This window comes from Pseudoalteromonas sp. B62 (genome assembly GCF_037162565.1).
GTDB lineage: Bacteria > Pseudomonadota > Gammaproteobacteria > Enterobacterales > Alteromonadaceae > Pseudoalteromonas > Pseudoalteromonas fuliginea.
Map to the genome: position 1 here is coordinate 3,734,952 of NZ_JARLVB010000002.1, position 25,528 is coordinate 3,760,479.

Genomic DNA, 25,528 nt, shown 5'->3' on the forward strand with positions numbered 1-25,528 from the left:
AGTGCGATTGCATACTTCATATACAATCGCGGTGCATTTAGCTCTTTTAATGCGTATTAATTACTCTCTAACTGAGTTTTAATATTACGTAATGCTGCTTTTACTTTTTTCATGTTCTCAGGGCCCATGCGTAAAAGTTGTTTTTGTGCAGCTGGTAATTGCTCCCACTCTGAAAATGCGTATTGATATGTTACTGAATTACGAAGTAATGGTAAGTCGCCCTCAGGTTCTGGCGTATCAAGTAATAAATCAATTGCATCGGTTAGGGTTTGATTAAACTCATCATCGCCGTAACCTATTTCAGTGTATGCACTATTAATAAGCGGTTTATATTCTTCGTACATACGCACTGCTTGAGCGGCACTCATACTGGTGAATACTTTTACATACGGTGTATAACGCTCATAGCTATTAGGATCAATTGTTAAAATATCCCCTTCTGTTACGCTAAAACTCTCTTCTGGCTTAATAACAGGTGTATGCTTTTTGGCGATTTTTCCTTGGGCAATGTTATCTATAAATACAACACCACGGCGAATCACATCGTCGGTTACCATTAAGCTCATCACAGAATCACTTAAGTACTCATCCATTTTAGCAACAACCACCGTGTCACTTTCGTCAAGCGTCACTAATGGTTCTACTTTTGGGGCCGGCTCAACAGGGCGTTGTGTTGGCACTTCAAGTTCTTCAGGTTCCTCTGGTTTTACTGCAGAAGGAGTATCAATAATAGGAGCAATTTCTGGTTTAAGCTCCATTATTGGCTGCTCTTTAGCTGGCGGTTCTACCTCTGTGCGTGTTACTTTTTCATCACTTGGTTTAAGTAATACGAAAGCAGCCGCGCATGCTACGACTATTAAAATAATAACGGCAAAAAGAAGATTGTTATTAGGTGGACGTTTTTGAACATCTGACACTTCTGGTTTATCTGACATACGAACTCCATAAAAAATTAAAATGCGATATCACTTAGAATACGCTAAGTGGATTAAATTCATTCTGACACACATACTATGACATTTAATAACACGGCAATAATAGCTCAAAGGTTAAGCGCTAAATTGCAAAGTTAAATAATGTAATGAGTATAAGGGCAGTTATCCTTTGATTCTTCTAGCTTAAAGACTTACAGTGAATAAATAAAGCAAAGACGTAGAACAGTTTAACCACCAATATGAAAATCAAGCAAGTTGATCCCAAAAAACCTAAAATAGCCTTGTTACTTACAGGTGGTGGCGCACGTGCTGCTTACCAAGTGGGCGTACTAAAAGCACTCGCTCATAGCATGCCGCGCACAGCTCCATTACCATTTAGGGTAATAAATGGCACCTCAGCTGGGGCAATTAATTCTGCAGCGTTAGCATGTTACGCCTCGTGTGCGCATTTGGCTGTACGAAAGCTCGAATCTGTTTGGAAAAACTTTTCAACCTCTATGGTGTACAAAAGCGACTTTTTAAGTGTATTTGGTCATATTGCGCGTAATATTTTAACAAGCTTTCAGTCGGAGCATATTAATCACCCGCCTGCTAGCTTGCTAAATAATCGCCCTCTTCGTAGTTTATTAAACGAAATTTTAGATTTACACCGCATTGAACGCAATTTACATCGTAATTATTTAGATGCGCTGTCTATTACGGCCTCAAGTTATACAACGGGTGACTCGGTTGCATTTTTTCAATCTAATACGCAAACATCTTGGCAGCGTGCTAAACGCGAGGGTCGTGCTACGCGCATTAATGTTGAGCATTTAATGGCGTCGAGTGCCATTCCGATGGTATTTCCTAGCGTAAATATTTATAACCATTACTTTGGTGATGGCTCTATACATCAGCTTTCACCGCTTAGTCCGTCGATTCATTTAGGGGCTGAAAAAATATTTATTATTGGGGTAGATCAACCTAAAGAATTACACCCACCGGGTTATTCTGCGCATTACCCAGGGCTTTCTGCTGTTGCAGGGCATTTACTCGACAGTGTTTTTACCGACACTATGCAATCGGATTTAGAACGTTTGGACCGTATTAACCGAACCCTAGGGCTATTACCTGCACGCGATAAACATCAAGAGCTTAAACAAATTGATACGTTTGTAATTAACCCTTCGCAAAATTTTAATGCCATTGCAGCGCAGTATTACAACGATATGCCATGGGCTATTAAAGTATTGCTACGTACCATAGGTGTAAAAAAGCATTCGCAATCGAGCTTAACCAGTTATCTATTGTTTGAAAAACGCTACACCCAGCATTTAATGCAAATTGGCTATGAAGACGGTATGAAAAAATTACCGGAGATACGCAAGTTTTTAGAACTAGATTAAGCCCAAACAGAAACGTTATTCTATTCCGTCGAGCAGGTAGTGCTCTACCCGCTCAACGCGCCTTGGTTTTCCTTGCAGTACTAATATATCGTTAGCCAGTAATAAGGTTTGATCCGATGGAGCGTCTATTTCGCGATCTTGCCTGCGTAACGCTTTTATAAACACTCTTCGTTTTGTTAAATTAAGCTCACTAATACTTTTATTTACAGCAAACGCTTTATCGGGCAAAGCTATAACATGCAGGTATTCTAATCTATCGCTATTATTTTCATCGCTATCAATGTGCTCACCGGAAAAAAAGCTTTGCAAAAATTTATAGCGATTACGGCGCTCTTTACTTACACGCCTAACAATTCGGCTCATGGGTACACCCGACATAGATAAAACATGCGACACTAACATTAAACTTGCTTCTAAAGTTTCGGGCACAACTTCGGTTACCCCCAATTCTTTTAACTTTTCGAGCTGACTGTCATCTCGCGTGCGTATAAGTATTTTAACTTCGGGCGCTATTTGCTTTATAGCGTCTATTACTATTTGTGTTTGCTCAAATTCAGTAAAGGTAATAATGACTAAGCGTGCACGCTCTACCCCTGCACATTTTAAAATGTCTTTTTGTTTAACGTGTCCAAATATTACGGGCTCTCCAGCGGCTTTACCTTCTTGAACGAGTATTGGGTTACTCTCAATAGCGACATATTCTATTGCCTCAGGCTTTAAAAACCGCGCAATGGTTTGCCCAACTCTTGAAAAGCCACAAATAACAACATGATTACTATAAAGCGCGCTACTTTTAGGTTCATTTTCCCATCCCATACTTGCGCGTTTTAATACGCCTAAACGTTTTAAAATAAGCGGTGTTTTATCAATTAAAAATGGTGTAAAGGCCATTGAAAGTACACCCAATGCAATTAAAAATGAGGTTTGATCACTCGTTAATAATTGCTGTTGTCCACTTAAGGCAATAAGTACAAAACCAAACTCTCCCATTTGCCAAAGCATAATTGCACAAGCCAATGCATCTTGTCTTCGCTCCCCCATAAGCTGCGCGCTTATTGCAACAACGGTTATTTTTAAAATTAATAAGCCAAGTAACGCACCAATTATAAATAAGCCATTACTAAACACATATAATAAATCAAGCTGCATGCCGACAGTTACAAAAAAAAGGCCCATTAAAATATCGCGAAAGGGCCTTATATCAGCCTCTAGTTGGTGTCTGTAATGACTCTCGCCCAACATCATACCGGCTAAAAAAGCGCCAAGAGCCATTGATAGACCAAACATATATGTTAGCAACGCGGCAAATAACGTAACCAGTAATGTTGTAAGCACAAATAACTCATCGGTGCGTACTAGCGCTATTTCGTTAAATACTTTAGGCAGTATCCATTTGCCTATAGCCCATAACAATAGGCAAACAAATGCGCCTTTAGTTAATGCAAAAGCAAGCGCCCAACTAATGCTTTGTGAATCGCTAGATGCTAATAAAGGAAGGATAATAAGCAATGGAACAACCGCTATATCTTGAAATAACAATACACCAACGGCTAGTTGTCCACGACGCTGGTTTAGCTCGCCGGTTTCTTTTAATAACTTAACCACCACGGCAGTGGATGAAAGCGCCATAATGATACTAATAGCAAAGCTAGTTAATAAGCTGAAATTTAAGCAATATAAAACAACAATAAGTATCAGGCTGGTCACAACTACTTGTAGTGACCCAAGGCCAAACACAATATTGCGCATTGCCATTAAACGTGAAATAGAAAACTCTAACCCTAAACTAAATAACAAAAATACAATACCAAGCTCTGCCACAAAGTCGATTTCATGCGTGTGTGCCATCCAACCAATACCATGGCTGCCAGCTAAAACCCCTGTTGCTAGATACGCCAAAATAGGCGGCAATCCAATGCGCTTAAAAAACCATACAAAAAGTACTGCAACAACTAATAAGCCAAAAAATTGAACATTAATACTCTGCAAACTGAACCTCACGCTTAAATTAAACAAAGGGACTTACATTAAATATAGCAACCATCTGTTTTTCGGCCAGTTTTAAAATATGGCATAGAAATAGCTTGGTAATTGTAAAGCAACACCCTCGGGGAGAATTTAATGGAAAACGTCCATATTTTGACACAACGTGTATCAGGTCGCGGTGATTTTTTGCCATTCTCGGCAGAACACACACGTGTAGATGAACCAACTGAAACACACGAACTTGTTACTGAACTACAAACTAGTTTAGTTATTGAAGATGTTTTAGCTATGTATGCTAAGTTCGCAAAACAATTGCTAAACTTTTCGGGTATACAGTTTCAATCGACACTTGGCACAGCGCAAACATCAGATAGTGATACAAACAATACACCCTATATTTTTGACTTAACAATAGCAGCAGAACACTTAGGACAACTAATTTACTTTAGTAAATATCCTCTTAGTGCTGTAATTGAAAAAAATTACGCGTTTTACATACCGCATTAATTTACCCACTTCGAAATGCGATGATGTATAGCCGAGTATTAAAACTTGCGACAAAAGATACCTTAACGGGATTAAATAACCGTAGTCAATTTAATGATATTTTGTCGCAAAAACTCGAAAATTGTCGCCGCTACCAACGTCCTTTTAGCTTAATGCTGCTCGACTTAGATAACTTTAAACAAGTTAACGATAACTTTGGTCACAAAGTGGGCGACGATACATTGAAAGAATTCGCTAAAGTTTTATGTAGCAGTATTCGTGGTACAGACTCAGTATTTAGGTTTGGCGGCGATGAGTTCTCAATTTTAATCGAAGACCCTGAGTTTACAACTAACAAAGTAGTTGCTGAACGGATCATGCGCCTTGTTAGAGAATCAAGTTTAATGTCGCAATATGGCGTAACAACCAGCATAGGTTTTACCTTAGCAAGCAGTCAAGATTGTGATAATGAGATATTTTCTCGCGCAGATAAAGGGCTGTATAAAGCAAAGGCCTCGGGCAGAAACTGTGCTAAAGCATATTAAAATTTAAAAATACATTTAAAATAAAAGAGTCTAACTTCCCCCGTTAGGCTTTTTTATTTTGCTGTATTGTCCTGTTTAAAACTCAGGACAACACACTAAAAAGCATGAATTAACGCTCTGACTTTATTGGTAAAAATTTATATATAACAAGCACTAAGCAAAAACCAAAAAAGAAACCACTCACTAAGTTAAGTAATGCAGCACTCTTTGCAATTGGCGTGAATAAAACTAAAATTAACGGCGTACTCACTCCTAAAACAAAAAACAGCCCACCTTTACCTAACCAATAAGCCAGTAATAATGCACCACATAATATTCCACCAGCAATAGCGTGACCCAAAGTAATTAGGTTAAGCGAAAACAAGGCATTAGCTAATACCGCAACGATAGCTGTAACTAACATCCCCAGTGGTGCTTTGTTTACTAGTGATAAGCCTACATGTGGTTGTTCTGTCATTATTTACACTCCCAAAAAATACCTGTTTCGTCAAGATGATTGGCACTCATAAAGTAGCCAACCACTTGAACCAATTCGTCATTATAAAAAATTAATGGCACATTAGCACGTAACCAAGGGGCTACTTTTGCATCTTTAAACCAATGTTTTAATGTATTACTACCTGGTTTTTTTTCCGGTTTGATCCGCGCATTGTTACAGTTAAAACGCACAGTAACTTTTTCATGCTTAAACGGCGGTCGAATACCCTTGCCATTTTTTTTATTAGCAAACGGTCATCATTAAATTTAAGCTCATCACTTACAAGCATTTGATCTTGTAATATTTGATATGGATTCACAAAATACAAATAGCCTTGATGGCGACGTACTTGCCCACCAGCCAAATCAATAAGCATTTGCGAATCGCTCTTAGCGCATATAGCTTGATTAATAATTTGCTCAAGTTGTTTTTGCGATGGCATAATTTGTGTAAATAATGCAAGCCACGCACGCACTATATTTGCAATGCGCGTAGTGCTGTATTCGCTTATTTTATTAATACACAATGCTTGATGCTGGTTAATACACTTATTTAAATCAAGCTGAGTATATTCATCTAGTAATGTTTGTTGCTGCTGCAGTAGCTCAATACTTCGCGCTGTACATTGCTCAAACCCATTAAAGCGTTCGGCTAATAATGGAATAACTTTGGAACGTAAAAAGTTTCGATCAAAGCGCTCATCTGTATTAGAGTCATCAGTAATATGCTTAATATTAAACTGCGCCGCAAAGGTTTCTATATCACTTCGCTTTACATTCAATAACGGCCTGAAACACACACGGCCACTTTGTAGAAAACGCGCTTGGTGCATAGCGCCAAGCCCTTTTAAACCCGAACCACGCTTTAAGCGCAGTAAAAACGTTTCTACTTGGTCGTTTAAATGTTGGCCCAGTAAAATAATGCTGCCTTGTGGGCTTAGTTCATCAAGTGCTTTATAACGGGCGTCGCGCGCTTGGGCTTCAAGGCTCGTGCGCGACTGCTGCTCAATTACCACTTTCGCAGCTTCAAAAGGCACATTGAGCTCAACACATACGTTTTTGCAAAAGCGTTGCCAGTCATCAGCATACTGGCTTAAACCATGGTGAACATAAATAGCCGATACATCAATTACAGGGTTATCTTCTTTTAACGCACGCATTAAATGCAGTAACACCACAGAATCAACGCCACCAGATAACGCAACTGTAAAAACAGTCTTACCTTGCTCAATATAGCTACTTAGTGATTTTTTTAATTGTTGATAAATTGCTGATATATACATGTGTCCGCACTTTAATATAAAAACTCTGAGTATTTTAAAGTAAAAAAGCCGCATAAGCGGCTTTTTTTAACATTTAATGTGTTTAGCAATAACCAAACGACATTAAACGTTTGTAACGTTGATCAAGCATTTCTTCAAGCGTAAGCGCTTGTAAGTCTGCTAAATCACGTTTAAGGCGAACTTTTAAATTACGTGCCATAGCATCGTAATTGCGGTGTGCACCACCTAGAGGCTCATCAACTAAGTTGTTGATTAAGTCTAGCTCTTTAACGCGCTCTGCGGTTACACCCATTGCTTCTGCTGCAAGCGGTGCTTTGTCAGCGCTTTTCCATAAAATAGACGCACAACCTTCAGGCGAAATTACAGAATAAGTGCTGTACTGCAACATGTTAACTCTGTCGCCAACACCAATTGCTAATGCACCACCTGAACCGCCTTCACCAATAACCGTACATATTGTCGGCACTTTAAGTGACGCCATTACTTTTAAGTTACGTGCGATTGCTTCAGATTGACCACGTTCTTCAGCGCCAACACCTGGGTATGCACCTGGTGTGTCAATAAAGGTCATGATTGGCATTTTAAAACGCTCAGCCATTTCCATTAAGCGTAATGCTTTACGGTAACCTTCTGGCTTTGGCATACCAAAGTTGCGTTTAATTTTTTCAGCAGTGTCGCGGCCTTTTTGTTGGCCAATAACCATTACTGGTTCGCCATCTAAACGCGCTATACCACCTAAAATAGCCGGATCGTTAGCAAAAGTTCGATCGCCAGCAAACTCGTCAAATTCCGTGAAAATACGCTCGATATAATCTCGAGTATAAGGACGCAACGGGTGACGTGCCAACTGTGATACTTGCCAAGCGCCAAGTTCAGAGAATATCTTCCCTTTTAACTGGTCGCTTTTCTCTTTTAATTTGCTGACTTCCTCTTCTAATCCAAGGTCTAATTCGCCAGCGCGGCTTACATTTTGTAATTCTTCAATTTTCGCTTCTAATTCTGCAATCGGAAGCTCAAAATCAAGATAATTGAGGCTCATGCTCTAAACTACCTAATTAGTTAAATTCCAGTTCTACATCTTGCGCCGCCATTAGCGATAACTTATGAATTAAGTCATCACTTGGCGTAACACACCATTCGATCCCAAGAGTTAATTGTGCCAACGCATCTGGACGTTGGTAATAAACCTTGATCGGACACGTTCCCATTTTGTAGGGTTCGAGTACTTTTTGTAATTTATCGAAGAAACCAGCCTCGATTTGCACCATGTTCAGCGTCATTTTAATCGCTTTAATACGCTTTTCACGCGCCTGAGCAATGGTGTTTATTTCTCTGGCGGTCATTGTAATACCACCAGAGAAGTTATCAAAGCTGACCTGTCCAGATATTACCAAGATATTATTAACTTGGAGCATATCTTGGTACTTTTCAAACTCGTCTGAATACAAGCGTACATCAATGCGTGCACTCTTGTCATCTAAAGTTACTAAGGCCCAACGATTTCCTTTTTTATTAATTAACACCCTAGAAGCAATCACTAAACCAGCAGCTGTGGCAAACACATCGCGATTAGTAGGCTGTAAATCAACTATTTTCCCACTGGTGTAATGCTTAAGTTCACGGCGGTATTGATTTATCGGATGCCCTGTTAAATAAAGGCCTAAGGTCTCTTTTTCGCCCTCTAACCATTCGTTATCAGTGAGGCCTATGGCTTTAATAAAAGCTTGTTCAACTTCATCAGGCTCAGTGGCTAATAAACCAAACAAGTCACTTTGCCCTAATAGCTCAGCTTTGTTGTGTTGGTCGGCCGCACGCATTGCACTTTTTAAACTAGCCAATAACGTAGCACGTCCAGGTTGCGTTTTTTCAGGCCCAAGCTTATCAAGTGCGCCTGAGTAAATTAATTTTTCGGTCACACGCTTATTTAAACGTTTTAAGTCAACGCGGGCACAAAAATCAAATAAATCTTTAAATGGGCCGCCTTTTGCACGCGCTTCTAGGATTGCATCAACCGGTGCTTCACCCACGCCTTTTATCGCGCCAATGCCGTAAACAATTTCACCTTCAAGGTTTACTGTAAACTTAAACTCACCTGCATTTACGTCTGGCGGTAATAAGGTGAGTTTCATGTTTTCACATTCATCCACCAAAATAACTATTTTGTCGGTGTTATCCATATCGGCCGACATTACCGCAGCCATAAACTCTGCCGGATGATGGGTTTTCATCCACAATGTTTGATACGAAACCAGTGCGTACGCCGCCGAGTGAGATTTATTAAATCCGTAACCTGCGAACTTTTCTACCAAGTCGAAGATTTTTATCGCGAGCTCGCCGTCGATACCGTTATTTCTTGCGCCATCTTCAAATGTTGAACGCTGCTTTGCCATTTCTTCGGGTTTTTTCTTACCCATTGCACGGCGCAGCATATCGGCGCCACCTAGTGTGTAACCTGCTAGTACTTGCGCAATTTGCATTACTTGTTCTTGATACAAAATAATGCCGTACGTTGGATCAAGTATTGGTTTTAAGCTTTCGTGCTGATATTGCGCATCTGGGTATGAGATTTCTTCTCGGCCCAGCTTTCGGTCGATAAAGTTATCTACCATGCCTGATTGCAGCGGACCTGGGCGGAACAAGGCCACAAGTGCAATCATATCTTCAAAGCAATCGGGCTTAAGTCGGCGTACTAAGTCTTTCATACCGCGCGATTCTAGCTGGAATACAGCAGTCGTTTCGGCGCGAAGTAGTAGCTCAATACTTTTTTTATCATCCAGTGGAATAGTGTTTATATCGACAGGGTCTTTACCTTGGCGCTCCATGCGCACGTTGGTCATATCGACCGCCCACTGCAAAATAGTCAGTGTACGTAAACCCAAGAAATCGAACTTAACTAAGCCTGCAGTTTCTACATCATTTTTATCAAACTGTGTGACCGGAAACTTACCTTCGTCATCGCAATAAAGCGCGGCGAAATCGGTAATCGTGGTTGGCGATATTACTACGCCACCAGCGTGCTTACCGGCGTTACGTGTACACCCTTCTAGGATGCGACACATGTCGATTAAATCTTTTACTTCGTTATCGCCATCGTAGGCTTCTTGCAAGCGCGGCTCTATATCAAACGCTTTAGCAAGTGTCATCCCAGGATCGCCTGGAATCATTTTTGAGATACGATCAACGAATCCATAAGGATGCCCAAGCACTCGCCCAACATCGCGTATTACCGCCTTTGCAGCCATAGTACCAAAGGTAATAATTTGCGATACCGCATCTCGACCATACAAAGCCGACACGTGATCAATTACTTCGTCTCGTCTATCCATACAAAAGTCGACGTCGAAATCGGGCATTGATACACGTTCAGGATTCAAAAATCGCTCAAAAAGCAAGTCGAATTCAAGTGGATCCAAATCGGTAATTTTAAGCGCGTACGCAACTAACGAACCCGCACCTGAACCACGACCAGGTCCAACCGGAATATTGTTATCTTTACTCCACTGGATAAACTCCATTACGATTAAGAAGTAACCTGGGAATCCCATTTGGTTAATTACGCCAAGCTCTATATCAAGTCGCTCATCGTATTCAACGCGTTTTACTTTTCGCTCTTCTTCATCAGGGAATAAAAACTGTAGACGCTCTTCAAGGCCGTCTTCTGACACTTTAACTAAAAACTCATCAATCTTAAGTGAGCCAGTTGGGTAATCAGGTAAAAAGTAAGTCCCTAATTGCACAGTTACATTACAACGTTTAGCGATTTCTACGGTGTTTTGTAGCGCTTCTGGAATGTCGCTAAACAGCTCAGCCATTTGCTCTGGTGTTTTTAGGTATTGTTCTTCAGAGAACCGTTTAGGCCTGCGTTTATCATCAAGTGTGTAACCGTCAAAAATAGCAACACGAATTTCGTGCGCTTCAAAGTTTTCAGGTTTTAAAAATACCACTTCGTTGGTGGCTACAATAGGTAACTGCTCTTTAGCTGCAAGCTCTACAGCCATGTGTAAGTAATCTTCTTCAAGCGGGCGATTGGTGCGAACAAGCTCAAGGTAGTAGTTATCGCTAAAATGCTGCTTATAAAAACTAACAACCGATTCAATTACACTCGGATTATTTTTTAATAACGCCTTACCTAAATCACCGTCTTTAGCACCCGAGAGAATAATTAAGCCTGCTTTTAGCTCAACTAACCATTCACGGTCAATCACAGGGCGATGAAATACATGCCCACGTTGATACGCTTTAGATATTAATAAGGTAATGTTTTTATAGCCGTCGTTGTCTTTGGCTAATATGGTTAAACGGCTTGGCTCGTCAGGAAATTCTGGGCTACGAACCCAAAAATCAGCACCCACTATAGGTTTAATACCGGCATTATGTGTTGCGCCATAAAAGCGCACTAAACCACAAAAGTTCATTTGGTCGGTAATCGCAATCGCGGGCATTTGCAGCTCTTGCGCTTTTGCGACTATTGGCTTTGTTTTAGCAAGGCCGTCAACCATCGAAAAATCTGAATGAACTCTTAAATGAACAAAATCAGGAGCAGCCATGCTTAGCCCTCACCATTGGCTTGCGCCAATACACGTTGCACAGGTTTAAAGCTTTTACGATGCTCGTCAATCGCGCCGTACTGCTCAAGCGCTGCAAAATGCGCTTTAGTTGGATACCCCTTATGCCCTGCAAAACCATATTCAGGGTGGCGTTTATCAAGCTCAAGCATTTCGTCATCGCGCGCTACTTTAGCTAAAATAGACGCTGCTGAAATTTCTGCCACTAGGCTATCGCCTTTAACAACAGCTTGCGCTGGCATAGTGAGTTTTGGCAAACGATTACCATCTATAAATACAAATTCAGGTTGCGTACTTAATGCCTCCACTGCGCGAGTCATGGCAAGCATAGTCGCGTGTAAAATATTTAACTCATCAATTTCTGTTGGATTGCAGCGACCATACGCGTAACACAATGCTTTTTCTTTAATTTCAATTGCAAGTGCTTGGCGTTTTTTATCCGTTAATTTTTTAGAATCTGCTAAGCCAGCAATAGGTTTAGTGGGATCTAAAATAACGGCGGCAGTGACTACGTCGCCAACAAGCGGGCCGCGCCCTACTTCATCTACACCAGCAATTAAGGATACATTGGGTCTATCAATTTGCATTTATTAACTCCGCCACAGCGTTGGCTGCTTGTTCACTGGCATTTAATCTAATTTTTTCGTGAATGGCTAAAAAGCGTGCTTTTAGCGCTTTGTTATCTGTGTTGAGCATAGGGGTAAGTGCGTTTGTTAAGTTAGTCACATTACACTCACTTTGTAAAAACTCAGGCACTAGCTCTTCGTCGGCTAATAAATTAGGCAGCGAAAAGTACTTAATATTAAACGTAAATAGAGTTTTAAAAATCCAATAGCTCAAAGGCTTTATTTTATAACCCACTACCATTGGCTTTTTATAAAGCATGCCTTCAAGTGTTGCAGTGCCCGACGCTAATAAAATAGCATCGGCAGCTTGCATCGCTAATTTTGATTGCCCATCAAGCAGATTAACATTAAGGTCGGGCGCGGTGGCGTTTAATATTTCAGTAAACTGCGCTTTGCGCTTTTCGTTTACCAGTGGCACCACAATTTTAAGATTTGGGTTTTGCGCTTGCAGCTTTTCAGCTGTTTTAATGTAAGTTTCACTTAGTAAACCAACCTCAGAGCCTCGACTACCAGGCAGCAATGCCAGTACTTTGTCATCAAGGCTTAAGCCCAACTCTTCTCGTGCTTTGCTGTCGTCGTGTTCAAGTGCTATATCGTCTGCCAAGGTATGACCCACAAACGTACACGGTACTTGATGCTTATCATAAAACTCTTTCTCAAAAGGCAACAATGCAAGAACTAAGTTAGTCGCTGCACTTATTGTATGAATGCGCTTTTCGCGCCACGCCCAAACAGATGGACTTACGTATTGCACCGTTTTAATACCCGCATCTTTGAGCGGCTTTTCTACTCGTAAGTTAAAGTCGGGTGCATCAATACCTATAAATACATCAGGTGGGTTATCTACAAAATGCTGCACGAGTTGTTTACGTATTTTGAGCAAACGCGGTAAACGCCCTAACACTTCAACAAGTCCCATTACCGAAAGCTCATCCATGTCGTAAAGTGTTTTACAGCCTTGCGCTTGCATTTTAGGCCCAGCTATACCTTCAAAAATAGCATCCGGGAAGTGCTCTTTAAGGGCTTTAATTAAGCCTTCGCCTAAAATATCGCCCGACAGTTCACCTGCCACAATACCAATTCGTAATTGTTTTTTATCTTTATTCATTTGATTTTATTTCACAAGTAAACCAGGCGTTCATGAGTATTAGTTTACCGTGTTTTACTGTTTGGTTAAACGCTTTAAATAACTGGTTTTTTATCATTAAATTTAATTTATTGTATTGTTTGTTTTTAATACTGATGTAGCATATAAAATATATATTAAGTTTTACTAATATACATATTGACAAAAATTGCACAAACGTAAATAATATTACAAACTTTCAGTAATTACTGAAAGTTCATTAAATGTTAACTTTGCCAATTAAATATTGTCCTGTTAATCCGTCACTCTCAAGGAGCCAATAATGATAGATGAAACCTTTGTGGATCTATCGCGATTACAGTTTGCTGTTACCGCTCTCTTTCATTTCTTATTCGTACCGTTAACGATAGGTATGACCTGGATTTTAGTTATTATGGAATCGGTTTATGTTATGACCGGTCGCGAAATTTATCGTGACATGACTAAGTTTTGGGGAAAATTGTTTGGTATTAACTTTGCAATTGGTGTGGCGACAGGCCTTACCATGGAGTTTGAGTTTGGTACTAACTGGTCTTATTACTCGCATTACGTGGGTGATGTTTTTGGGGCTCCCCTTGCTATTGAAGGTTTAATGGCATTCTTTTTAGAATCGACTTTTGTAGGTATGTTCTTTTTAGGCTGGGATAGACTCTCTAAACGCCAACATTTAGGTGCAACCTTTTTAATGGCCATTGGTACCAACATGTCGGCGCTGTGGATTTTAATTGCCAACGGTTGGATGCAAAACCCAGTAGGCGCTGAATTTAACTATCAAACCATGCGCATGGAAATGACCAGTTTTGCAGAGCTTGTGTTTAACCCTGTAGCCCAAGTTAAGTTTATTCATACTGTATCGGCAGGTTATGTAGCAGCGTCTATGTTTGTGCTAGGTATAAGCAGTTGGTATATATTAAAAGGCCGTGATTTAGCATTCGCTAAACGTTCTTTTTCAGTCGCATCAGGCTTTGGTTTAGCGTCAATTTTATGTGTAATTTTACTCGGTGACGAATCAGGCTACGAAGTAGGCGAAGTCCAAAAAGTGAAACTTGCCACAATTGAAGCCGAATGGCACACAGAAGAAGCTCCAGCTGCGTTTACCGCATTTGGTTTTCCTGATTCAGAAGAGCAAGTAACACATGCGGCGGTTAAAATACCTTACGCACTTGGGTTAATTGCTACGCGCTCACTAGATGAGCAAGTAACGGGTATTAACGACCTAGAAAAACAACATGAAGTACGTATTCGCAACGGTATGGTTGCTTATGAATACCTTACAAAACTCAGAAACGGTGAAGATACGCCAGATAATATTGCCAAATTTAATACTCTAAAAGATGATTTAGGTTATGGCTTGCTACTTAAGCGCTACACACCTGATGTTGTAGATGCTACTGAAGAGCAAATTCAAAAAGCAGTTAAAGACTCTTTTCCTAAAGTAGGGCCTATGTTTTGGTCATTTAGGATTATGGTTGCCTGTGGTGTAGCCATGCTTGGTGTATTTATATTGGCTTTTTACTACAACGCACATCGCGTTATTGAGCAAAAACGCTGGTTGTTATGGGCTGCCGTATTGAGCATTCCACTACCTTGGATAGCGATTGAATTTGGCTGGATTGTTGCCGAGTATGGTCGTCAACCTTGGGCTATATCTGAAATACTGCCGACCTTTTTAGCCACGTCGTCACTAACAGTAAAGGATATTTTAATTAGCTTAACTGGATTTGTTATTTTCTATACTGGTTTAGCCATTATTGAAGGCTGGCTGATGATCCGTTTTGTTAAGCAAGGGCCAAGCTCACTGCATACAGGTAAATACCATTTTGAGTTACCAAACAAAGCTGAGCAAACTAAAGGAGAGCAATCATGATTTTTGATTATGAAACATTAAAAATGCTTTGGTGGTTGATCATTGGTGTGCTGCTTATAGGCTTTGCTATTACCGATGGTATGGATATGGGCGTGGCTATGTTACTTCGCCTTGTAGGTAAAACAGATTCAGAGCGCCGTACAGTAATTAATACTATTGGTCCGCATTGGGATGGTAACCAAGTATGGTTTATAACCGCAGGCGGTGCGTTGTTTGCAGCGTGGCCTATGGTTTATGCCGCTGCATTTTCGGGTTTTTATTTCGCTATGATGTTAGTACTCTTTGCTCTATTTTTTAGACCACTTGGGTTTGACTACCGCAGTAAAGTAGATTCAAAGCGCTGGCGTAATAATTGGGATTGGGGTTTGCTTGCAGGCAGCGCAATTCCAGCTTTAGTATTTGGTGTTGCATTTGGTAATTTATTTTTAGGCGTACCATTTAATATTGATAACCTTATGCGTGTTAGCTACCAAGGTTCATTTTTTGGCTTGCTTAACCCATTTGGATTACTTGCAGGTTTAGTGAGTATTACCATGTTAGTTGCGCATGCGGGTATGTGGTTACAACTTCGTACAGCAAGTGCAGTAGCAGAGCGTTCGGGTCAATATGGTCGCTACTCTCTAATCGCATTTATTGTATTATTTGCAGCTGCTGGTTTTTGGGTGGCTAACTTAACGGGTTACCAAGTTGTATCTATGGCTGATACACAAAGTCATGCAGATCCTCTAGCTAAAGTAGTCACTACAGCGCAAGGTGCTTGGTTAAGTAATTACAGCACCCGTCCGTGGACAATGACCTTCCCTATTTTAGCCTTTGCAATGGCATTAAGTGCACTTGTGTTTTCTAAATTAAATAAACCAGCACTTGGGCTTATTTCAACAAGCTTAATGTTAATTGGCGTAATTATGACGGCAGGTGTTTCACTGTTCCCATTTATTATGCCATCAAGCAATAATCCTAATATTAGCTTAACAATTTGGGATGCGGTATCGAGCCATAGAACGCTCAATGTGATGTTTGTTGCAGTGTGTATTTTTGTTCCACTTATTTTAACTTACACCATCTGGTGTTACGTGAAGATGTGGCGCAGAGTGACAGTTGAAGAAATTGAAAATAACACTCACGGTAGCTATTAAGGAGACTAAACTATGTGGTATTTCGCTTGGATTTTAGGTGTACTTTTGGCCTGTACCTTAGGTGTAATAAATGTAATGTGGTACGAGTTTCATCAAAATAAAAACAGCATTGCTGATGATGAACAACCTATGCATGATTTATTAAACGATGCTAACAATACAAAAGATGACGACTAACCCCCGACCAGATCGCGCGCAGCAGCAATCACTGCGCGCTTTTTTAAAGTTACAAAGTAAACCCGCTGCAGTGTGGCTAAAGTTAAGCATTGCACTGGGTACTTTTAACGCATTACTAATGATTGCAGGCACCTATTTATTGGCTCAAGCTATTCACAATGTAATGTTTGAAGGCAGTAGCTTAAGCGGCGTTACGCATTTACTATGGCCGCTAGCAGGTATTATTTTACTACGTGCAATATTTTTAGCATTAAGTGAACGCTTAAGTGCATTTGCTGCACTTAAAATAAAATCGGCAATGCGTCAAACACTTCTAAATAAGCTCAGCTTACTTGGGCCAAGCTATATTGAGCAACACGGCCAAGGCGCTACACTCAATACCTTACATAATGGTGTAGAAGCTCTTCACGACTATTATGCTAAATACCTACCAGGTGCTGCTTACAGCGCGCTTATACCGCTGGCAATATTGGTTGTTATTTTTCCAACAGATTATAAAGCTGGGCTGATATTTTTATTAACGGCCCCGCTCATTCCTTTTTTTATGATTTTAGTAGGCTCTAAAGCCGAAGCTTTAAACCAAAAACGCTGGAAGCAACTTGCTGTGCTAGGCAATTACTTTTTTGACCGCGTACAAGGTTTAACCCAACTCAAGCTATTTAATGCAACACGTACCGAGCTTAAACAAATAGCTAGAATTTCAGACGACTTTAGACACGCGACACTCGATGTTTTAAAAATCGCATTTTTGTCATCATTTGCACTTGAGTTTTTAGCTACTATTAGCGTGGCACTCGTTGCTGTAATTATTGGTTTTAGGTTGTTTTTTGGTACTCTTGATTTTGCAACTGGCTTTGTCGTGCTGCTTTTAGCACCTGAATTTTATTTACCACTGCGCCAGCTGGGTAGCCATTATCATGCGCGCTTACAAGGCATTAGTGCGGCGACCGACATGGTTGCCATTTTAAATGCGCCACTGCCAAGTGACGAAAATGCGTTAGTGGCTACAAGCGCACCTGAAAACAATTTAACTTTAAATACAATTAACTCAATAAGTATTACCGACCTTAATTTTATATACCCAGATAGTAACGAAGGCATTAAAAATATAAATTTAACACTACCAAATAAAGGCTTAATTGCCGTTGTGGGCAGTAGTGGCTCAGGTAAAAGTACATTGTTTGATTGTCTATTAGGGTTTCACCCTGAGGTAATTAAGCACCTATCTATTAATGAGCAGAGTTTAAGTGCAACCGATATTACTTACTTGCAAAATAATATTGCATGGATACCACAAAAAGCGACGCTGTTTTACGACACCATTGCTGCCAACATAAAATTGGCCAAACCCACTGCCACACAGCAAGAGCTTGAACATGCAGCAGAGCAAGCTGGTGTGCTTGAATTTATAAATACCCTACCCGATGGTTTTAACACACTGATAGGTGAGCAAGGCGAAGGACTTTCTGGCGGTCAAAAACAACGTATTGCACTGGCTCGCGCATTTATAAAACAAGCACCAATCTTAGTGCTTGATGAACCCACAGCGCACCTTGATAGCCAAACAGAGCTGCTTATTCAAGATGCTATTAATGAATATGCTAAAAACAACTTAGTGTTAGTTATTGCCCATAGATTAAATACCGTTAAACATGCCAGCAATATCATTGTGATGCACGATGGAAAAATAGCTGAGCAAGGTCACTTTGAAACACTTGCAGCGCAAAATGGTGCATTTGCTAACTTACTAAAAACGGCTGAACAAGGAGTGGCGCATGCGTAATTTTATCCGCTTATTAAAGCTTTGTGCTCCTCATTACAAAGCTATGCTATTGGGTACATTTTTAGCAACGATTACGGTATTAGCTAATGTGGGCCTGTTGGCTATATCTGGCTGGTTTTTAGCATCAATGGCCGCTGCTGGTATTGCGGGTGTACAAATGAATTATTTTACTCCTGCCGGCACGATTCGTTTTTTAGCTATTGTGCGAACTGCATCGCGCTATGGCGAACGCCTAGTTACTCATAACGCCACGTTTTTATTACTAAGTGAAATACGTACCAATGTATTTGCAACGTTAAGTAAGCTTAACAATGTTGATTTAGCAATGAGCCGCAGCGCTGATTTAGTTAACCGATTACAAAACGATGTAGACGCACTCGACAAATTTTATTTAAACGTTTTACTGCCTATGCTGGTCGCGCTTTTAAGTGTGCCAATCATCATGCTGTTTATGTCGGCCTATAATGGTAACGTCGCCCTTATTTGCTTTACTGGCATTGTGCTTATTGGTGTGGTTATACCTGCCCTACTCAGCGCAAAGCTCACTAAAAACAGCCACAAAGAAACACAACTTAGTGCACAACTTCGCTCTGAGCTTTCAGATACACTCACAGGACTTAGAGAGCTTAGTATTTATCAAGCCCGTTCGCAGCAGCTTAATAAGTGCGACGAATTAAGCGAGCAGTACAATCAGCAATTATTTATTCGCCACAAAGCACTGGCAAACTCTGATGGGTTAAGCTTGTTGGTTGTTCAATTAGCCATGCTTGCTAGCATAGTAACCATTGTCCCACTGGTTTACGCAAACAGTATGGTAAATGTAGAGCTTGCTATGTTGAGTTTATTTGTACTGGCAAGCTTTGAAAGCGTATTGCTACTACCTAACGCATTTATAGCGCTTCCAAGTGTTTTAAAAGCAGCAGAGCGATTGTTTACACTTGAAGATAAGGCTGCTAGTTCGCAAATTGAAAGCACACATATAGACGTTGATGAAAACTTTAGTGCGCAAAACCACACATTGCTACTTAACAATATTAGCTACCAGTATGGTGAGCAGACGGCACTAACGAATGTCAATTTTGAACTAAAGCCCCAGCAAAAAGTAGCGATTGTAGGTAGAAGCGGCAGCGGTAAAACGACGCTTGTAAATTTACTAACTGGTTTATGGCCTTTGCAGCAAGGCAGCATAACGTTAAACAATCAAAATAACGTTGTTGACTTACATTCGTTAAATAATGATATACGCGCAAGTGTGATAAATATACTCGCCCAGCAGCACCATATTTTTGATGGCACACTGAGTGAAAATTTACGTTATGCCGCGCCAAATGCAACTAAAGAGCAAATGATTGAAGCGCTCTCATTAGCGCAATTAAGCCCGTGGTTTAATGAGCTAAAAGAAGGTTTAAAAACACGATTAGGCACTGGCGGGCGTAACGTGTCGCAAGGTCAATCTAGGCGTATAGCTATTGCACAAGCATTACTTAAAAACCCTGCTATTTTGGTTCTTGATGAACCAACAGAAGGTCTTGATAATCAATCTAAGCAAGGGGTAATGCAAGCAATAATGCACGTTATGAATAATGCCAGCGTGCTGACAATTACGCACGATCCCGCTCTACTTGCTCAAATGGATAATGTTGTGTGGTTAGAAGACGGCAAAGTAGTTGCGCAAGGCTCTCATAAAGAGCTCAGTGGCACTTATCCCAACTATGTGGCGCTCACTACTCGGTTTTAGTTAAAGTCACCTGAACTTTGGATAATAAATCCTTTAACCAGGGTTCAGGTTAAGTAACAATTCCATTTTTAGTTTTTCAGTTGAACAGTACCGCTTAAACCAACCTGCATAAATTTTTGAGCAATTTAACAAATTAAATTGCCCCTGAGCAAAACCGTACGGGCAGCGCATGTTTGGCATTTATTCTACGTTATCGCCTATTTATGGAGAATAACCACACTACATAGGCCCTGCCTTGTCTAAACACCAAGCTTACTGCTGCAAGTTCAGCCTCGAAAGATAAACAGGCCCAAAATGAAGTATTTCTTAGTCGATTACAAAAAAAGGCTGTGATTACAAATATACACACTTTTTAAATGCATGATATTTATATGTTATTTTATTGTAAATTAATTATTACAAAAAAGATCGCTCCATCTAATCCTTTTTACTTATTGTTATTATTATTATTTAAAGTGAATATGCCACCGGTGGCATTTGTAGTTCAAGAATAAAACTTGTTAATGATCACTGCAGTCTTAAATACAAAAGTTTTTACACTGAAAACCATTTTAATTGGAGTTAAAATGAAAAAAACTAATATTTTAAAATACTCTTTACACACAACAGCAATATTAGCCGCAATTTATGGCGGCAGTGCCCTAGCTGCAAATGCATCTGGATATGCTTCAACAAACGGTAATACAACAGGTGGTGCCGGTGGTGATATAGTATATGCAACAACAGGAACCCAAATACACCAAGCTTTATGTAATCGTGCATCGAGTGATACACCAATTATCATTCAAGTTGAAGGCACAATTAATCATGGTAATACAAGCAAGGTATCTGGTGATAGCTGTAACACTGGCCCTGACTTAATTGAACTAAAAGAAATTAGTAACGTTTCTATTATTGGTGTTGGCAGTGGTGCTTTATTTGACCAACTCGGTATCCATATTCGTTCTTCGTCAAACATTATTATTCAAAATGTTCATGTCCGAAATGTAAAAAAATCAGGCTCACCAATCTCAAACGGAGGTGATGCAATTGGTATGGAATCTAATGTTCGAAATGTATGGGTTGACCATGTAACACTTGAAGCAAGTGGTGGTGAAAGCAGTGGCTATGATGCACTTTTTGATATGAAAAATAATACAAAATACGTAACTTTATCTTATAGTATTTTGCGTAATTCAGGTCGAGGTGGTTTGGTTGGCTCAAGCGACAGCGATGATGCTAATGGCCCTGTAACATTTCATCATAACTACTATCAAAATATAAATTCACGAACACCTTTACTCAGACACGCAACAGCCCATGCTTATAATAACTACTATAGTGGCATACAGTCATCTGGGATGAATCCACGCATAGGTGGTAAAATGCGTGCAGAAAATAACTACTTTCAAGACTCTAAAGATCCACTAGGTACTTTTTACACTAACGATATGGGATATTGGCAAGTAAGCGGTAATATCTGGGACAATATTGATTGGTCTGAAGATAAAAGTAAGCTTCACCCAGCAGGCCCAAATCCTTCATCAACTACTTCTATTAGCATACCTTATAACTATCAACTGGATAATACTCAGTGTGTTCCTGCAATTATTGCAGCAACCGCAGGTGCAAATAAGGGCTTAAAAGAGTCCAATGGTGAATGTGGTACGACTGAGCCCACAGATCCAACTGAGCCGACTGATCCAACAAATCCACCTGAGCCGACTCCTTCAGGGGAAAATCTTGCTTTGGCTGCAGGTGTAGATGGCAGCTCTAAAGCCAGCGGTACAAGTTATGGTAATGTTAAAGATGGAGATACATCCACTTACTGGTCGCCAAATTCCTCTACTGGCACAATAAATATTAAAAACTTAAATACGACAATTAATGCAGTAAAGATTATTGAAGCGTCAGGTGCTCAAGGAAATATTACTTCATGGTCGCTGGTTAATTACGATACAGGCACAACGCTCGCTAATGGCGGGGCTGTACCTAATGTAATCACCTTTTCGAGTGTAAATTTGTCAAAAGTCAGTTTTGTTATTAATTCTTCAAACTCAACACCGAGAGTTGCTGAATTTGAGGTTTACAATGGCTATAACGACTCAGGTAGCTCAGTCACTAATACCCTAGTTAATGGCGTATACAGGGTTACACCTAAGCACAGTGCTAAATCACTTGATGTAGCTAATTGTGCAAATAGCAATGGTGCTAACATATCGCAATGGTCATGGTTAAATAACGATTGTCAAAAATTCAATATATCAACGGTCGATGGTATTTGGCATAGAATTTCACCAGTTAATGCTCCATCAAAGGGCCTTGATGTAGCCGCTAATTCAACGGTTAATGGTGCAAACATTGCTCTGTACACATATACCGGTAGTTATAATCAACAATTTAGATTCCAAGCCGCTGGTACAGGAAAATGGCGGATAATAAATCGTAATAGTGAACTTTGTTTTGATGTTGAGGGAAATAAAGCAAATGACGGGGCAAATCTATTGCAATGGACTTGCAGCGCTGGATCTGAAAATCAAATGTTTGAACTAACGCGACAGTAAACTTTAAATAATAAAAAACCACCTTCGATTTCTCTAAGGTGGTTTTTTTAATTAAGAAGCCGTTATCTTACAATACCGCGCTCAGAACCTTTAACAAAGTCGATCATCAACTGCACTGCAGGATACTTTGCAGCATCTTCACTAAGCGACTCAATAGCTTCTTCAACACCTAGGCTCTTACGATAAAATGCTTTATATGCACGGCGTACAGCCATAATTTCGTCACTTTCAAAACCACGGCGTTTCATGCCTTCTTTATTGATAGCTGCAGGGCCTGCTGGCATACCAATGGTAGTAACAAATGGTGGTACATCTTTGTTAACACCAGAATACATGCCAATAAATGCATGTGCGCCGATTTTACAAAACTGATGAACTCCCGAATTACCACCTAAGATAACCCAATCGCCTACATGTACATGACCAGCCACACTTGCATTGTTAGCAAAAATTACGTTATCGCCAATTACCGCGTCATGTGCAACGTGTGTATAAGCCATAAACAAATTATTACTACCAATTTTAGTAACGCCTTGGTCTTGAATCGTACCACGGTGAATAGTGGCACATTCACGGATAACGTTGTTATCACCCATGATTAATGTGGTTGGCTCGTTGTTGTATTTTTTGTCTTGGCAGGCTTCGCCTACAGACGCAAATTGAAAAATATGATTGCCAGCGCCAATAGTTGATGGCCCTTTAACAACAACGTGAGACTCAATAATACAGTTATCACCGATAACAACATCATTGCCAATATAACTATACGGACCAACTGAGACATTGTTGCCTAGTTTAGCGCCAGGTTCGATTATTGCTGTAGAATGGATCACTATTAAAACTCTCTTCTAGCACACATAATTTCGGCACTACATACTATTTTGCCGTCGACTCTTGCTTCTGCCGAAAATTTCCAAATGTTGCGACGTTCCTTTAAGAACTCAACATGAAGATGCATTGTATCACCAGGAATTACCGGTTGCTTAAAACGCGCATTATCGACTGCTGCAAACAAGTAAAGCTCGTTTTCGCTACGATTTTCAACCGTTTTAAAACCAAGTAAGCCCGTTGCCTGAGCCATTGCTTCTAAAATTAACACACCTGGAAAAATAGGCTGATTTGGAAAGTGCCCAGTAAAAATAGGTTCGTTTATAGAAACATTTTTAATAGCATGTAAAGATTTACCAGGAGTAAAGTCAATAACACGATCTATTAATAGCATCGGATAACGGTGCGGTAATAAAGCTAAAATTTCTTGAATATCAAGGCTATTTAATTCGTTTGCCAAAATAGCATCCTTATTAGTGTTCAACGTTTATGACTTAGCCAATGCTTCAAGCGCTTTAAGACGAGATTTCATATCTGAAAGGTTACGCAAGTGAGCTATTGATTTACGCCATTCTTTGTTTGTTGTATGGGGCATACCAGATGAGTAAATACCTGGTTCGGTGATTGATTTTGTCACCATACTCATGCCGGTAATTATAACACCATCACATACAGACATGTGACCATTAATTGCAACCATGCCACCAATTTGACAGTTTTTGCCAATGGTAACGCTTCCAGCAAGTACAGTGCAGCCCGCAATTGCGGTGCCTGAATTAACTTCAACGTTGTGCGCTATTTGACATTGATTATCGATAATAACATTGCTATGGATGATGGTGTTGTCCAGTGCGCCACGATCAATTGTTGTGCTAGCACCCACTTCAACTTTGTCACCTATGATCACAGAACCTAGCTGGGGTATTTTAACCCACTGCCCGCGTTCGTTCGCATAACCAAACCCATCGCTACCTATAACACTATTTGCTTGAAACAAACAATCTGTACCAATTTCGACATCGTGATAAATAGTCACACTAGACCAAAGCTTAGTGCCAGAACCAATTTTAACACGTTCCCCGATAAAACTGTTCGGACCAATTTGCGCGTTGTCACCTATCACTGCATCAGCTTCAATGACTGCGTTAGCACCAATAGCCGCGCTGTCACTAACAATCGCTGTTAAATGGACAGTGGCACTTGGATGAATACCCGTCGAGGCTGAGCGTGGCGTAGTATCCATAAATTGCGCTAATTTAGCGTAACTTACATACGGATTAGCAACAATAATTTTACTGCCATTAAAGTACTGTGCATCGGCTTGGCTTACTATTACAGCACTAGCTTGAGTAGTCTCAAGTTGCGATCGATATTTTGAGTTCGCTAAAAATGCAATATGCCCAGAATGGGCATTTGCAAGTGTCGCTATTTTTTTATTTCTAAAGCGCCATCACCCTGAAGTTCGGCGCCTAGAAGTTCCGCAATTTGCGAAAGCGTATAATTTTGCATGGAGTGATTATTTCTTACTAACAGCGGCTACAACTTTAGATGAAAGATCGGTAACTTCTTTAGGGTTAAAGTAAATTGTCGTGTCTTTTACTTTAACTTCATCAAAGTCGCCATCTTTAGCAATTTCTTCAATTGTTTTAATAATAACACCCTGAACTTTAGCAAGTTCTTGGTTTTGGCGTGCTTTAATTTCTTGCTCTAAAGGACGACCTTGTTCCGCAAGGTTTTTTTGCATACCTTGAATTTTGTCACGTAGTGCATCTTTTTGAACTTGGCTCATCGTTGTGCTTTCACGCTTAAACTTTTCAGCCTCAAAGCGAATATCACCTTGTAACTTTTCAAGTTCTTGACGGCGCTCAGCAAACTCTGTTTGTAAAGACTGTTCGATTTTTGCCATTTGAGGAATTTGTTTATAAATTTCCTGCATATCTACGATACCGACTTTATGTGCAAGTGCACTCGCAGAAGTTCCCATAATAAGTGTTGCTAAAACAGCTACTGCTGTTGATTTAAATAATTTTTTCATAAAAAGC

General features: G+C 40.1%; 17 protein-coding genes and 3 pseudogenes. 8 read left to right on the plus strand and 12 right to left on the minus strand.

Going from position 1 to position 25,528, the window contains the following annotated elements:
* Positions 1–56: 56 nt before the first annotated feature.
* Positions 57–935: a DUF3014 domain-containing protein gene (locus P4S71_RS21455; protein WP_337151478.1), complete on the minus strand. Its 879-nt coding sequence runs from the start codon at positions 933–935 to the stop codon at positions 57–59.
* Between the two features lie 239 nt (positions 936–1,174).
* Here P4S71_RS21455 and P4S71_RS21460 point away from each other — a divergent pair, with 239 nt between their 5' ends.
* Complete coding sequence (locus P4S71_RS21460; protein WP_007376790.1) at positions 1,175–2,320, plus strand: patatin-like phospholipase family protein; 1,146 nt, start codon at positions 1,175–1,177, stop codon at positions 2,318–2,320.
* A 15-nt stretch (positions 2,321–2,335) separates the two neighbouring features.
* Here the strand turns inward: P4S71_RS21460 and P4S71_RS21465 are convergent, their stop codons facing one another.
* The gene (locus tag P4S71_RS21465; RefSeq protein ID WP_337151479.1) at positions 2,336–4,309 is read right to left on the minus strand and encodes a monovalent cation:proton antiporter-2 (CPA2) family protein; all 1,974 of its coding nucleotides are present in this window, start codon (positions 4,307–4,309) and stop codon (positions 2,336–2,338) included.
* Between the two features lie 132 nt (positions 4,310–4,441).
* Here P4S71_RS21465 and P4S71_RS21470 point away from each other — a divergent pair.
* Positions 4,442–5,337, plus strand: a pseudogene (locus P4S71_RS21470) (GGDEF domain-containing protein).
* Positions 5,338–5,446: 109 nt separating this feature from the next.
* On the opposite strand, the gene P4S71_RS21475 reads toward P4S71_RS21470, so the two are convergent.
* From P4S71_RS21475 to lpxB, 6 genes and pseudogenes are all read right to left on the minus strand, one after another.
* The gene (locus tag P4S71_RS21475; protein ID WP_007376793.1) at positions 5,447–5,794 is read right to left on the minus strand and encodes a hypothetical protein; all 348 of its coding nucleotides are present in this window, start codon (positions 5,792–5,794) and stop codon (positions 5,447–5,449) included.
* Positions 5,794–7,097, minus strand: a pseudogene (tilS, locus tag P4S71_RS21480) (tRNA lysidine(34) synthetase TilS). The gene P4S71_RS21475 and the pseudogene tilS overlap by 1 nt, the downstream one beginning before the upstream one ends.
* An 82-nt stretch (positions 7,098–7,179) precedes the next feature.
* Positions 7,180–8,136 (minus strand): acetyl-CoA carboxylase carboxyl transferase subunit alpha, encoded by a 957-nt coding sequence (gene accA, locus P4S71_RS21485; protein ID WP_337151480.1) that lies wholly within the window; start codon positions 8,134–8,136, stop codon positions 7,180–7,182.
* Positions 8,137–8,152: 16 nt separating this feature from the next.
* A complete protein-coding gene (dnaE, locus tag P4S71_RS21490) occupies positions 8,153–11,644 on the minus strand; it encodes a DNA polymerase III subunit alpha (RefSeq protein WP_337151481.1) in 3,492 nt (1,163 codons plus the stop codon).
* A 2-nt stretch (positions 11,645–11,646) separates the two neighbouring features.
* Entirely contained in the window at positions 11,647–12,249 is a 603-nt protein-coding gene (gene rnhB, locus P4S71_RS21495) for a ribonuclease HII (protein ID WP_182672022.1), read from the minus strand.
* Entirely contained in the window at positions 12,239–13,396 is a 1,158-nt protein-coding gene (lpxB, locus tag P4S71_RS21500; RefSeq protein WP_337151482.1) for a lipid-A-disaccharide synthase, read from the minus strand. The genes rnhB and lpxB overlap by 11 nt, the downstream gene beginning before the upstream one ends.
* Positions 13,397–13,697: 301 nt before the next feature.
* Between lpxB and P4S71_RS21505 the strand changes: the two genes are divergently transcribed.
* From P4S71_RS21505 to P4S71_RS21530, 6 genes are all read left to right on the plus strand, one after another.
* Positions 13,698–15,281 carry a cytochrome ubiquinol oxidase subunit I gene (locus P4S71_RS21505; RefSeq protein WP_337151483.1) on the plus strand — a complete coding sequence of 528 codons (1,584 nt, stop codon included), beginning with the start codon at positions 13,698–13,700 and terminating at the stop codon, positions 15,279–15,281.
* Positions 15,278–16,417, plus strand: coding sequence for a cytochrome d ubiquinol oxidase subunit II (gene cydB / locus P4S71_RS21510; protein WP_337151484.1), 1,140 nt, complete (start codon positions 15,278–15,280; stop codon positions 16,415–16,417). Before P4S71_RS21505 ends, cydB begins: the two co-directional genes overlap by 4 nt.
* A 12-nt stretch (positions 16,418–16,429) precedes the next feature.
* Positions 16,430–16,594 (plus strand): cytochrome bd-I oxidase subunit CydX, encoded by a 165-nt coding sequence (gene cydX, locus P4S71_RS21515; protein ID WP_337151485.1) that lies wholly within the window; start codon positions 16,430–16,432, stop codon positions 16,592–16,594.
* Positions 16,584–18,377: a thiol reductant ABC exporter subunit CydD gene (gene cydD, locus P4S71_RS21520; protein WP_337151486.1), complete on the plus strand. Its 1,794-nt coding sequence runs from the start codon at positions 16,584–16,586 to the stop codon at positions 18,375–18,377. Before cydX ends, cydD begins: the two co-directional genes overlap by 11 nt.
* Complete coding sequence (gene cydC / locus P4S71_RS21525) at positions 18,370–20,115, plus strand: thiol reductant ABC exporter subunit CydC (protein WP_337151487.1); 1,746 nt, start codon at positions 18,370–18,372, stop codon at positions 20,113–20,115. The genes cydD and cydC overlap by 8 nt, the downstream gene beginning before the upstream one ends.
* 566 nt (positions 20,116–20,681) lie before the next feature.
* Complete coding sequence (locus P4S71_RS21530) at positions 20,682–22,658, plus strand: pectate lyase family protein (protein WP_337151488.1); 1,977 nt, start codon at positions 20,682–20,684, stop codon at positions 22,656–22,658.
* Between the two features lie 62 nt (positions 22,659–22,720).
* Here P4S71_RS21530 and lpxA read toward each other — a convergent pair whose 3' ends face one another.
* The 4 genes and pseudogenes from lpxA to P4S71_RS21550 form a co-directional block, all read right to left on the minus strand.
* A complete protein-coding gene (gene lpxA / locus P4S71_RS21535; protein WP_033028555.1) occupies positions 22,721–23,491 on the minus strand; it encodes an acyl-ACP--UDP-N-acetylglucosamine O-acyltransferase in 771 nt (256 codons plus the stop codon).
* A 2-nt stretch (positions 23,492–23,493) separates the two neighbouring features.
* Positions 23,494–23,946 carry a 3-hydroxyacyl-ACP dehydratase FabZ gene (gene fabZ, locus P4S71_RS21540; RefSeq protein WP_007376807.1) on the minus strand — a complete coding sequence of 151 codons (453 nt, stop codon included), beginning with the start codon at positions 23,944–23,946 and terminating at the stop codon, positions 23,494–23,496.
* Between the two features lie 27 nt (positions 23,947–23,973).
* A pseudogene (lpxD, locus tag P4S71_RS21545) lies at positions 23,974–24,995 on the minus strand (UDP-3-O-(3-hydroxymyristoyl)glucosamine N-acyltransferase).
* A 7-nt stretch (positions 24,996–25,002) separates the two neighbouring features.
* Entirely contained in the window at positions 25,003–25,521 is a 519-nt protein-coding gene (locus tag P4S71_RS21550) for an OmpH family outer membrane protein (protein ID WP_007376809.1), read from the minus strand.
* Positions 25,522–25,528 lie beyond the last annotated feature (7 nt).